At 71.0% G+C, this 11,927-nt stretch carries 11 protein-coding genes; 7 read left to right on the top strand and 4 right to left on the bottom strand.

The window, feature by feature from the left end:
• Positions 1-35 precede the first annotated feature (35 nt).
• Positions 36-950 (bottom strand): LysR family transcriptional regulator, encoded by a 915-nt coding sequence (locus AC07EQ_RS05260; RefSeq protein WP_478386664.1) that lies wholly within the window; start codon positions 948-950, stop codon positions 36-38.
• A gap of 136 nt (positions 951-1,086) precedes the next feature.
• Between AC07EQ_RS05260 and AC07EQ_RS05255 the strand changes: the two genes are divergently transcribed.
• Positions 1,087-2,091, top strand: coding sequence for a YeiH family protein (locus AC07EQ_RS05255; RefSeq protein ID WP_478386663.1), 1,005 nt, complete (start codon positions 1,087-1,089; stop codon positions 2,089-2,091).
• Between the two features lie 8 nt (positions 2,092-2,099).
• Here the strand turns inward: AC07EQ_RS05255 and AC07EQ_RS05250 are convergent, their stop codons facing one another.
• Together AC07EQ_RS05250 and AC07EQ_RS05245 are read right to left on the bottom strand one after the other, a co-directional pair.
• Entirely contained in the window at positions 2,100-3,518 is a 1,419-nt protein-coding gene (locus tag AC07EQ_RS05250; RefSeq protein WP_478386662.1) for an amidase, read from the bottom strand.
• Positions 3,518-4,495: a D-2-hydroxyacid dehydrogenase gene (locus AC07EQ_RS05245; protein ID WP_478386661.1), complete on the bottom strand. Its 978-nt coding sequence runs from the start codon at positions 4,493-4,495 to the stop codon at positions 3,518-3,520. The genes AC07EQ_RS05250 and AC07EQ_RS05245 overlap by 1 nt, the downstream gene beginning before the upstream one ends.
• Before the next feature lie 259 nt (positions 4,496-4,754).
• On the opposite strand from AC07EQ_RS05245, the gene AC07EQ_RS05240 reads away from it, so the two are divergent.
• From AC07EQ_RS05240 to AC07EQ_RS05225, 4 genes are all read left to right on the top strand, one after another.
• Complete coding sequence (locus AC07EQ_RS05240) at positions 4,755-5,249, top strand: DUF3830 family protein (RefSeq protein WP_093267744.1); 495 nt, start codon at positions 4,755-4,757, stop codon at positions 5,247-5,249.
• 11 nt (positions 5,250-5,260) lie between these two features.
• A complete protein-coding gene (locus AC07EQ_RS05235) occupies positions 5,261-6,019 on the top strand; it encodes a maleate cis-trans isomerase family protein (protein WP_478386660.1) in 759 nt (252 codons plus the stop codon).
• A gap of 137 nt (positions 6,020-6,156) precedes the next feature.
• The gene (locus AC07EQ_RS05230; RefSeq protein WP_478386659.1) at positions 6,157-6,906 is read left to right on the top strand and encodes a maleate cis-trans isomerase family protein; all 750 of its coding nucleotides are present in this window, start codon (positions 6,157-6,159) and stop codon (positions 6,904-6,906) included.
• Positions 6,907-6,920: 14 nt separating this feature from the next.
• Entirely contained in the window at positions 6,921-7,613 is a 693-nt protein-coding gene (locus tag AC07EQ_RS05225; RefSeq protein WP_478386658.1) for a GntR family transcriptional regulator, read from the top strand.
• A gap of 81 nt (positions 7,614-7,694) precedes the next feature.
• Here AC07EQ_RS05225 and AC07EQ_RS05220 read toward each other — a convergent pair whose 3' ends face one another.
• Positions 7,695-9,176, bottom strand: a complete 1,482-nt coding sequence (locus AC07EQ_RS05220; RefSeq protein ID WP_478386657.1) for an NAD-dependent succinate-semialdehyde dehydrogenase — start codon at positions 9,174-9,176, stop codon at positions 7,695-7,697.
• Positions 9,177-9,293: 117 nt separating this feature from the next.
• On the opposite strand from AC07EQ_RS05220, the gene AC07EQ_RS05215 reads away from it, so the two are divergent.
• Together AC07EQ_RS05215 and AC07EQ_RS05210 are read left to right on the top strand one after the other, a co-directional pair.
• On the top strand, positions 9,294-10,550 hold the full coding sequence (locus AC07EQ_RS05215; RefSeq protein WP_478386656.1) for an aspartate aminotransferase family protein: 1,257 nt from the start codon (positions 9,294-9,296) through the stop codon (positions 10,548-10,550).
• Positions 10,551-10,881: 331 nt separating this feature from the next.
• The gene (locus tag AC07EQ_RS05210) at positions 10,882-11,874 is read left to right on the top strand and encodes an LCP family protein (RefSeq protein ID WP_478386655.1); all 993 of its coding nucleotides are present in this window, start codon (positions 10,882-10,884) and stop codon (positions 11,872-11,874) included.
• The last annotated feature ends 53 nt before the right edge of the window (positions 11,875-11,927 follow it).

Here is an 11,927-nt window from a genome sequence, read left to right as displayed (position 1 = left end):
GCAACGTCCACGCCCACTACGACCGAAACGGGTTCTCAGGCGGCGGAGCCGGGTTCCGGGGTGCGCATGGCGATGGCCAGCAGGGCGGCGGCCGGGCCGGTGAGCTGGAGTCCGGCGCGCCAGACCGCGTGCAGCGGTCGGTGCAGGTCGAGGCCCGTGGCGGGCACGTCGACGAGGCGTTGTTCGGCTAGGTCGGTGGCGACGGCGAGGACGCTGAGGACCGCGGGGCCGGCGCCGGCGACGACGGAGTTGCGGACGGCGGTGGTGGAGCGGAGTTCGAGCAGCGGGGTGACGGGCTCGGCGCCGACTTCGACGAGGGCGCGGTGGAGGGTTTCGCGGGTTCCGGAGCCGTGTTCGCGCACGATCAGCGGGGTAGCGGCGAGTTCGGTGGCGGTGAGGGGGCGGCGCAGTTTGGCCCAGGGGTGTTCGGGCGGGGCGACGACGACCATGCGGTCGCGGGTGACGAACCGGACCGAGACGCCTTCGGGTGGCACCGGGGTTTCGATGAAGCCGAGGTCGGCGTGGCCGTGGCGGACGGCTTCGGCGACGGCCAGGGAGTTGGCGACGTCGAGTTCGAGGGGCACGTCGGGGAGGGTGGCGCGGAGCCGGCTGATCCATCGGGGCGCGAGGTATTCGGCGATGGTCATGCTGGCGGCGACGCGGAGCTTGGCTTCGTGCTGGGCGCGCAGGGCGCGCACGCCGTTCATCAGGCCGTCGATGTGGGCGAGGACTTGCCTGGCCCAGTCGCAGACCATGGTTCCGGCTGGGGTGAGCGTGCAGCCCTGGCGGGTGCGTTCCACCAGCGGGAGGGCGAGCTGGCGTTCCAGCCTGCTGAGCCGCTTGCTGGCGGAGGGCTGGCTGATGCGCAGTTCGGCCGCGGCGGCTCCGATGCTGCCGAGTTCACCGACGAGGACCAGCAGCCGGAGCGATTCGGGGTCGGGCGGGGCCATGCCTCAAGGATAGGTCGCTGACCCAGCGGTACCGGTCGGCGGCCGGTTTCCGTGCTGGTGGGGCATGCACTTCGGCTATGACGTCCTGTGCAGATCACGACTACTGCGCGGGTGTCCTGGTGGCGAGCCTGTACTGGTGACGAAGACGTTCAACTCGCAGCAGTCGGTGGTCGGTGCGTTGTGGCCGGGGCTGGTGGTGACCGGCGCGGCGGTCGCGGTGTCCTTGGTGGTGTCCGGGCTGGTCCCGGCGGTGAGTGCGTTGACCGCTGCGGTGGTGCTGGGCATCGTGGCCGGGAACGTGCCGGGTTTTCCGGAGGCGACCCGGCCGGGCATCTCGTGGGCGACGAAGAAGCTGTTGCGCGTCGGGGTGGTGCTGCTGGGTTTGCAGCTGTCGGTTTCGCAGGTGCTGGGGCTGGGGGCGGGCACCGTGGTGGCGGTGTTGCTGATCGTGGGGCTGACGTTTCTGGGGACGTTGCTGATCGGCCGGTTGATGCGGGTGCCGCGCGGTTTGTCGGTGCTGGTGGCGACGGGGTTCTCGATCTGCGGTGCGTCGGCGGTGGCGGCGATGGAGAGCGTCGTCGAGCGCGAGGACGAGGACGTGGCCACGAGCGTGGCGATGGTGACGGTGTTCGGGACGATCTCGATGCTGGCGTTGCCTGCGATGGCCGCCGGGATGGGGTTGTCGGCCGATGAGATCGGCCGGATCGCCGGTGGGAGCGTGCACGAGGTGGCGCAGGTGGTGGCGGCCGCGTCGCCGGCGGGCGGTGCGGCGGTGGCGGTCGCGGTGGTCGTCAAGTTGAGCAGGGTGGTGTTGCTGGCGCCGATGGTGACCGCGGTCAGCCTGGTGGAGCGCCGGCGTCGTGGTGCGGCCGGCGGTGAGCGTCCGCCGGTGATGCCGTTGTTCGTGGTCGGGTTCCTGGTCGCGGTGGCGGTGCGCAGCGTGGATGTGCTGCCGGTCGTGGTGCTCGATGGTGCGAAGCAGTTGACCACGCTGCTGCTGGCGGGTGCGTTGTTCGCGCTGGGTTTCGGGGTGCGGGTCAAGGCGTTGCTGCGCAACGGGCCGAAGGCCTTTGCGCTGGCGGCTTGTTCCACTCTGCTGGTGACGGCGCTGGGCTTCGTCACCATGCTGTCGCTGGCGTGATGGCGGTTTCAGGGGGTGTGCGGGCGGAGCCGGGGCTGGGTCTGCTCGTAGGCGCGGGCGGCGCGGAGGACCTCGGCGTCGGCGTGGCGGGGGCCGATGATCTGCAGGCCGATCGGCAGCCCGTCGGTGGTGTTCCCGCAGGGGACGCTGATGGCCGGTTGCTGGGTCATGTTGAACGGGTAGGTGAACGGGGTCCAGCTGGTCCAGCGCGGGTGGGGGGAGCCGGGTGGGACTTCCAGGCCCGCTTCGAACGCCGGGATCGGCACGGTCGGGGTCAGCAGCAGGTCGTAGGTCTGGTGGAAGGCGCCCATGCGCTGGCCCAGCAGCATCCGGGTGTTGGTGGCTTCGAGGTAGTCCTGCGCGGAGTAGGTGAGGCCCTGCCGGCAGATCTCGTGCAGCCCGGGGTCGAGCAGTTCGCGCTGTTCGGGGGTGAGGTGTTCGACGGACTTGGCGGCACCGGCGAACCACAGCACGTGGAAGTCCTCGACGGGGTCGGTGATGCCGGGGTCGACCTGCTCGACGACGGCGCCGAGTTCTTCGAGGGCGTGGGCGGCGGCGGTGACCGCGCGGGCGACCTCGGGGTCGACCGGGGTGCCGAAGCCGAGGTCGAGGCTGATCGCGATGCGCAGGCCGCGTACTCCGGCGTCGAGTCCGTCCAGGAAGGACGTGCTCGGTGGTTCCAGCGCGGACCAGTCGCGGCTGTCCGGTTCGGACAGCACGTCGAGCATCAGCGCGGTCTCGGTGACCGTGCCGGTCATCGGTCCGGCGTGGGCGAGGGTGCCGTAGGGGCTGGCGGGGTAGTGCGGGATCCGGCCGTAGGTGGCTTTGAGGGCGACGATGCCGCAGAACGCGGCGGGGATGCGCACGGATCCGCCGCCGTCGGTGCCGATGGCCAGGGGCGCCATGCCCAGCGCGACGGCTGCGGCGGCGCCGCCGCTGGAGCCGCCGGCGGTGCGGGTGGGGTCCCACGGGTTGCGGGTGATGCCCTGCAGCGGGCTGTCGGTGACGCCCTTCCACGCCAGTTCCGGTGTGGTGGTCTTGCCGACGAACACGGCGTTGTGCTCGCGGAGGCGGGCGACGGAGGGTGCGTCGGCGGTCCACTGCTGGTGCGGGTCGATGGTTCGGGAGCCGCGCAGCGTCGGCCAGTGCTCGGTGAGGAAGATGTCCTTGATCGAGGTCGGCACGCCGTCGAGCCGCCCGGCGGGTTCGCCGCGGTGCCAGCGCTTTTCGGACGCCCTGGCCTGGTCCATCGCTCGGTCGGCGTCGACCAGGCAGTAGGCGTTGACGGCCGGGTCGGCGTCGGCGATGCGGCGCAGCGCGGCCTCGGTCGCCTCCACCGGGGACAGCTCGCCCGCGGCGTAGGCGGCGAGCAGTTCGGTGGCGGTGAGGTCGGCGACCGTGCGTTCGGCCGGGTGCGTGTTCGCCATCAGTGCTCCGTTCCGCTGATGTAACCCCGTTGCTTGTCGACCACGTTGCGCAGCTGCGTGCCGTCGGTGTAGCTGCGCAGGTTCTCGAGGAACAGGTCGACGAGTTCGTCGACCCAGCCGATGGTGTCGCCGGACATGTGCGGGGAGACGAGCACGTTGGGCATCTCCCACAGCGGCGAGGTCTCCGGCAGTGGTTCGGTGTCGAAGACGTCCAGGGCGGCGCCGCCCAGTTGCCCGGATCGCAGGGCGGCGATGAGGTCGGTTTCGACGACGAGTTCGCCGCGGCCGACGTTGATCAGCCGCGCGGTGGGCCGGCAGTGGGCGAGGACCTCGGCGTCGACGAGTCCCTTGGTCTGCTCGGTCAGCGGGGCGGCGAGCACGACGTAGTCGAAGGCGCCGATGACGTGGGCGAGGTCGCTGGAGGCGTGCACGTCGCCGAAGTCGGGGTCGTCGCTGCGCCCGACGCGTCCGGTGCCGGACACGGTGAGCCCGGCGGCGGTGAGCTGGCGGGCGATGGCGCGGCCGATCGGTCCGGTGCCCACGACGAGGGCGGATTTGCCCGCGACGCGTTCGGTCACGCGGTGCTGCCAGTGCTTGCGGTCCTGCAGCCGCAGCGTGGTGTGCAGGTCCTTGGCGAAGGTGAGCACGGTGGCGAGCACGTATTCGGCCATCGGGCGGTCGAAGACGCCGCGGGAGTTGGTCAGCAGCACGTCGGAGTCCTGCAGCGCGGGGAACAGCAGGCGGTCGACTCCGGCGCTGGCGGCGTGCACCCAGCGGAGGGCGTCGGCGCGGGGCCAGGCGTCGGTGACGGCCTCGGAGCGGAAGGCCCAGACGAACAGCACGTCGGCGCCGGGCAGCGCGTCGGCCAGTTGGTCGGCGTCGGCGTAGCGCAGCTCGGCGTGGGCTTGGATGCGGGCCATTTCCGCCGGTGGGGTCCCGCCGTGGAGGACGACGACCGTGGGAGTGCGGTGGATCATGACCTGACCTTAGGTGCGGTGGGGAGTGGGGGCCGGGCAGCGGTGATCGTCGGGCGCGCCGGATTAAGAGTTCGTTTCGCCCGCGCTGAATGGGAAAACCGCGTCGGCACGGGGCATTGACACGCTATGAAGCGTTCGTAGGATTGTCAACAATCCACGGGTACCCTCGGCGGCCGAGGCGATTCCCGACCACGCGCGGCGGGGTCGGGACCGGAGGAGATGAGTCAACAGTCCCCACTCCTGCGAACGGAAGATCACGATGCCCAGGTACCTGTCGATCACGCTGGAAAAGCGCGGTGTGTCCTGCGTGGCGGAGCTGCTGGACAAGGACGCCCCCCGCACCTGCGAAGCCGTGTGGCAAGCGCTGCCCCAGGTCGGGCCGGTGCACCACGCCAAGTACGCGCGCAATGAGATCTACACGATGGTGCCGCGGTTCGCGGCCGACGAACCCGGTCAGGAGAACCCGACGGTCACTCCGATCCCCGGCGATGTCGTGTACTTCTCCTTCCCCGGCGGCATGCTCGACCGCCAGTTCAAGGAGGAGAAGAACATCCACGAGCTGCCCGGCGTGATCGACCTGGCGATCTTCTACGGGCGGAACAACCTGCTGCTCAACGGCGACGTGGGTTGGGTGCCGGGCAACGTCTACGCCACCATCGTGGAGGGGCTGGACCGGATGGCCGAGGCGTGCAACGACGTGTGGCGGTCCGGCAGCGTCGGCGAGACCCTCCGCTACGACCGCTACCAGGGTTGACGGGGGAACAAATGCCGCCTGACTTCCTCGGGGCGGTATCGGGCCCGGAGCCGCAACGCGGCGTGGGAGTGATCGCCCCGTTCGACCTGGCGCTGGACCGCGAACTGTGGCGGTGGACCCCAGCGGGCGTCTCGCTGTACTTGACGCGCACGGCGTTCGTGCCGGTGCCGGTGACCGTCGAGCAGGCCAGCCTGGTCAGCGACGAGGCGGCGGTGCACGGCGCGACCCGCGACCTGCTGGTCCCGGAGCCGGAGGTGGTCGCCTACGCGTGCACCTCCGGCAGCTTCGTGAACGGGGCGACGGGGGAGCGCGCGCTGGTGGAGGTGATGCGGCAGGCCGGTGCGCCGGCCGCGGTCACCGCCTCCGGCGCGCTGGTGCAGGCCCTGCAGATGCTGGGTGCCGGCCGGATCTCGATCGCCACGCCGTACGTGGAGAGCGTGACCGAGCGGTTGCACGGTTTCCTCGACGAGCACGGGATCGACGTGGTCACCAGCGTCGGCCTGGGTTTGCTCGGCCAGATCTGGAAGGTCAACTACCGGCAGGTGGTGGACATCGTGCGCTCGGCCGACCGGCCGGAGGCCGAGGCGATGTTCATCAGCTGCACCAACCTGCCGACCTACGACATCATCGGGCCGCTGGAGCAGGAGCTGGGCAAGCCGGTGCTGACGGCCAACCAGGTCACGATCTGGGCGGCGCTGCGCGAGATGGGGCTGCAGGCGGTGGCCCCGGAACAGCGGCTGATGCAGGTGGTGGACGCGCCGGCCGCGTGACGATCGCATCAAGAACGGGTTAGCCGCGACGGACCCTGCGGTAACATTGTCAACAATCGACCGGTTGTGCGGTGTTGGCGTCGACGGATCCGCAGCGGTGGTGTCGGAAACGATGTCGACTAAGGATGGAGCTACCGGTGCCGTTCACCGCAGGAATTCTCTACCCCGGCTACAGCGCCGAGGACGACTACCCCGCGCTCGAAAGGCTGCTCGGTGGTGGTACCCGGCTGCCCTTGGTACACACCTTGATGCGCGAGGACGCGCATCGGGTGGACGCGCTGCTGGACATCGGCTCGGACGACGTGCTCGCCGACGGTGCGCGGCAGCTGCTGGAGCACGGCGTGCAGTCGGTGATCTGGGCGTGCACCAGCGGCAGCTTCGTCTTCGGCCCGCAGGGCGCGCGGGAGCAGGTGGAGAAGCTGCAGGCGGTCACGGGGCTGCCGACGTCCAGCACGTCGTTCGCGTTCGTGCACGCCGCGGCGGCCCTGGGGCAGCGGCGGGTGGCGGTGGCCGCGACCTACCCCGACGACGTGGCCACCAGGTTCGTCGAGTTCCTGCAGGCCGCGGGGCTGGAGGTGGTGAGGTTGTCCAGCCGGGGCATCATCACCGCCGCCGAGGTGGGCACGCTCGGCCGCGACGCGGTGCTGGAGTTCGCGGCGGCCAACGACGACGACCGGGCCGATGCGCTGCTGATGCCGGACACCGCGCTGCACACCGCGGCGTGGCTGGGTGAGCTGGAGGACCGGCTCGGCAAGCCGGTGCTCACCGCCAACCAGGTCAGCGCCTGGGAGGCGCTGCGGCTGGCCGGTGATCGGGCGGCGCGCGACGGATTGGGAACGCTGTTCCGCAAGGGAACAGGAGGGGAGCGCAATGCCTCCCCGGAATGAGGAGATGGTGTCAGGTGCTCGGGACCGACGAGCAGAACCAGCAGCCGGGTGAGTTAGAGCCGGTGCAGCGCAAGTCGACCGCGGCGATCGTGGCCGACCAGCTGCGGGCGGCGATCATGTACGGGTCGCTGCCGCCGGGCGGCCAGCTCGGCGAAGCCGAACTGGCCGCCCGGCTGGGCGTCAGCCGGGGGCCGTTGCGGGAGGCCATGCAGCGGCTGGTCGCCGAAGGTCTGCTGCGCAGCGAACCGCACCGCGGGCTGTTCGTGATGAGTCTGGACGCCGAGGACGTCCACGACATCTACCTGGCCCGGCTGGCGGTGGAGCGCGCCGCGTGCGAGCAGATCGTCCGCCACCACCGGGTGGAGGCGGTGGCGGAGCTGACTGCCGCGCAGAGCCGGATGGTCGCCGCGGCGGGCAAGGGCGACTCGATCGAGCTGGCCGACGCCGACCAGGAGTTCCACGAGACGCTGGTGCGGGTGTCGGGCAGCCCGCGGCTGCAGCGGATGGCGCAGACGCTGCTGGTGGAGAAGCGGATGTGCCTGACGGCGCTGCAGGACAAGTACCACGCGGACGTGCAGGCGTTGGTCGACGAGCACAAGGGGCTCGTCGACGCGATCGAGACGGGCGACGAGCAGCTGCTGCTGGAGCGGCTGACGGCGCACATGACCGACGCGCTGGAGCGCCTCAACGGCTCCATGGCGAGCTGACGCACCTGACGCGGGGCGGGGTTCCCTCCACAGTGGAGGGAACCCCGCCCCGTCAAGCAGGACGAGCTGTGAATCCTGTTGTCAGAGGCCGCCGACGGCGACGTACTTGGTCTCCAGGAACTCGTCGATGCCGAACTTGCCGCCTTCGCGGCCCAGCCCGGAGTGCTTCACACCGCCGAACGGCGCCGCCGGGTTGGACACGATGCCCTGGTTGAGGCCCACCATGCCGCAGTCCAGCGCCTCCGACACCCGCAGGCCGCGCTGCAGATCGCGGGTGTAGAGGTAGCTGACCAGGCCGTACTCGGTGTCGTTGGCCTGGGCGACGACGGCCTGCTCGTCGGTGAAGGTGGTGATCGGCGCGACCGGCCCGAAGATCTCCTCCCGGCCCATCCGGGCCTCCAGCGGCACGTTCGTCAGCACGGTCGGCTGGTAGAAGTAGCCCTCGCCGTCGCGGCCGGCGCCGCCGGTGACGACGTCCGCGCCGAGCCGCACCGCGTCGGCGACCAGCTCGGTGACCTTGCCCAGCTGGGCGTCGTCGATCAGCGGGCCCACCTGGATCTCGTCGGTGACGCCGCGGCCGACCCGCAGGCCGCTCATCCTTTCGGCGAGCCGCCGGGAGAACTCCTCGGCGACGTCGGCGTGCACGTAGAACCGGTTGGCCGCGGTGCAGGCCTCGCCGATGTTGCGCATCTTGGCCAGCATCGCGCCGTCGACCGCGGCGTCCAGGTCGGCGTCGTCGAACACGATGAACGGCGCGTTGCCGCCCAGCTCCAGCGACACCTTGAGCACCTGGTCGGCGGACTGCTCGATGAGCTTGCGGCCCACCGCGGTGGACCCGGTGAACGACAGCTTGCGGGCGCGGCCGTCGCGGATCATCGGCTCCATCAGCTTGCCCGCGCTGCGCGAGGTGACCACGTTGAGGACGCCGTCGGGCAGCCCGGCCTCGATGAGGATCTCGGCCAGCGCCAGCATCGACAGCGGCGTCTGGTGCGCCGGCTTGATCACCGAGGTGCAGCCCGCGGCGATGGCCGGGCCGATCTTGCGGGTGCCCATCGCCATCGGGAAGTTCCACGGGGTGATCAGCAGCGCCGGGCCGACGGGCTGGCGCATCACCAGGAACCGGCCGCTGCCGTTGGGTGCCACCGCGTAGTCGCCGCCGATGCGCACGGCCTCCTCGGAGAACCAGCGGAAGAACTCCGCCGCGTAGGTGACCTCGGCCCGCGACTCGGTCAGCGGCTTGCCCATTTCCAGCGTCATCAGCAGCGAGAGGTCCTCGTGCCGCTGCATGATCAGCTCGAAGGCGCGCCGCAGGATCTCGCCGCGCTCGCGGGGCGGGTGCTTGGCCCACTGCGGCTGGGCGTCGGCCGCGGCCGCCAGCGCCGCCAGCCCGTCGTGCGGGGAGGCGTCGGCGACCGAGCACAGCGCACGGCCGGTGGACGGATCTTCGACCTCGAAGCTGCGGTCTCCTTCGGCGTCGCGCCATTTGCCGCCGATGAGCAGTTGCTTGGGCGCGGCGTCGACGACGGCGGCCTCTCGGGGGTGCTGTTCGGTTGAGATCGTCATGGCAACGGCGAACCCTTCTGCCTCGGGTGGTGGACAGCGACGCTCGGTGATGGTTGCATGTCAGCGGAGATTGTCAACAATCCTACATTTTGCATGTCACGAACCTTGGAGTCGATCATGGCTGAGCTCTCGCCGTTGCTGAAGCAGGCCACGCCGGTCCTGGCCGCTCGCGGGGAAGGGGTCTACCTCTACGACGAGCAGGATCGCCGCTACCTGGACTTCACCGCCGGGATCGGGGTCACCAGCACGGGACACTGCCACCCGCGCGTGGTCGAGGCCGCCCAGCGCCAGGTGGGTACCCTCATCCACGGCCAGTACACGACCGTCATGCACCGGCCCCTGCTGCGGCTGACCGAACGGCTCGGCGAGGTGCTCCCGGACGGCCTGGACCGGCTGTTCTACGTCAACTCAGGCAGCGAAGCGGTGGAGGCCGCGGTCCGGCTGGCCCGCCAGGCCACCGGACGGCAGAACATCGTCGCCTTCCAGGGTGGCTTCCACGGGCGCACGATGGGCGCCGGGGCGCTCACCAGCTCCGGCGTGAAGGTGCGGGCCGGGATCGGCCCGATGATGCCCGGCGTCGTGTTCACCCCGTTCCCCGAGGCCTACCGGCACCGCTGCAGCGAGGCCGACGCGGTGCGCTTCGCGCTGGCCGAGTTCGACCAGCTGCTGGTCACCGTCAGTTCGCCGCGTGACACCGCCGCGATCATCATCGAACCGGTGCTCGGCGAGGGCGGGTACATCCCCGCGCCGCCGGAGTTCCTCGCCGGCCTGCGGGAACGTGCCGACCGGCACGGCATCCTGCTGATCGTCGACGAGGTGCAGACCGGCGTCGGGCGCACCGGCCGGTTCTGGGGCCACGACCACGCCGGCATCCGCCCCGACATCCTGATCACCGCCAAGGGTCTGGCCAGCGGCTTTCCGCTGTCGGCCATCGCCGCACCGGAGGCGTTGATGGGCCAGGCCTGGCCCGGCTCGCAGGGCGGCACCTACGGCGGCAACGCGGTGGCGGCCGCGGCGGCGCTGGCCACCCTCGACGTGGTGCGGGACGAGGGGCTCGTCGACAACGCCGCCGAACAAGGCGCCCGGCTGCAGGAGGGCCTGCGCAAGGTCGCCGCCGAACACCCGGTGATCGGCGACGTGCGCGGGCTGGGCTTGATGCTGGGCAACGAGTTCAGCACCCCCGAGGGCGCGCCGGACACCGAGACGGCCACCCGCGCGCACCAGGCCGCCGCCCGGCGCGGGCTGCTGCTGCTGACCTGCGGACCGCACGGCAACGTCGTGCGCATGATCCCGCCGCTGATCGTCACGGCCGAGCAGGTCGACGACGCCGTCGGGCTGTGGGCGGAAGCGGTGCGCGACGCCGTCAACGGCTGATCACCACGGCCGTGGTGGCGGGTTGTGAGGTCGCACTCACGCCCGCCACCAGCCGAAACGGGTGGTCTCCGATCACCGTTCGGTAGCGGTGGCTGATTCCCCGGCGGTCGTCTGCGATGCTTCACGCCAAACCCGGCGCGTGCGGGGCGCGCCGGATCGAACCGACGCGGGTGTGTGCATGAGCGACTGGTCGGCGGGGCAACCGCCGAGGAGCCGGAGACCGCAAGGCGGCGGCGAGAGGTACGACTACTACCGGGGCGCCCCGAGCGGGCCGCCACCCGGACGGCGTCCGCCGCCGCCTCCGCCGCCTCATCAAGGCCCTCGGCGGCCGATGGACGACGATCGGCCACCACCGCCGCCGAGGCGCAAGCAGAAGCGATGGGGCCGGCGCATCGGCATCACCCTGGTCGTGCTGGTGCTGCTGCTGGGCGGCCTGGTGATCTACTTCGACAGCATGCTGCAGCGCACCGACGCGCTGTCGTTCAGCGGGCAGGCCCCGGACTCGTCCGGCTCCAACTGGCTGCTGGTCGGCTCCGACAGCCGCGAAGGCCTCGACGACGCGCAGCGCGAAGAACTGTCGGCCGGCGACGCCGGCGGCCAGCGCACCGACAGCGTGATGCTGGTGCACATCCCCGGCGGCGGCGGTCAGCCGGCGCTGATCAGCCTTCCCCGCGACTCGTACGTGGAGATCCCCGGCCACGGCAAGACCAAGCTCAACGCGGCGTTCTCCTTCGGCGGCCCGCAGCTGCTGGCGGAAACCGTCGAGAAGGCCACCGGGGTGCACATCGACCACTACGCGGAGATCGGCTTCGGCGGCTTCTCCGATCTGGTCAACGCCGTCGGCGGGGTGGACATCTGCCTGGACAAGCCGATGGACGACGACATGGCGAACGCGCACCTGCCGGCCGGCTGCCAGGAGCTGGACGGTCCGCAGGCCCTGGCCTTCGTCCGGGCGCGCTACTCGCTCAAGGGCGGTGACCTGGAGCGTGCGGAGAACCAGCGCAAGCTGCTGGGCGCCCTGGTCAACAAGGCGACCAGCCCGTCGACGCTGATCAACCCGTTCCGGCTGTTCCCGCTGGCCTCCAGCGCGAGCAAGACGTTCATGGTCAACGACAGCGACCACCTGTGGCACCTGGCGTCGCTGGGCCTGGCGATGGGCGACATCAGCGGCGGCGAGGGCGTGACCACCAGCGCGCCGTTCGGCCGCTTCGGCAAGGACTCCGACGGCGGCTCGGTCATCGTCTGGGACTCCAAGGCCGCCAGTCGCATGTTCGACGCGATCGCCAACGACCAGCCGATCCCGCCGGACCTGCTGAACAAGTAGGCCGCGCGACCAACGATGCGGGCCGCCCCGGAAGTTCCGGGGCGGCCCGCATC

The sequence above is a fragment of the Saccharopolyspora sp. NPDC045839 genome (genome assembly GCF_056431645.1).
The sequence above is the reverse complement of the archived record's forward strand: the minus strand, read 5'-3'. Positions and strand labels throughout refer to the sequence as shown.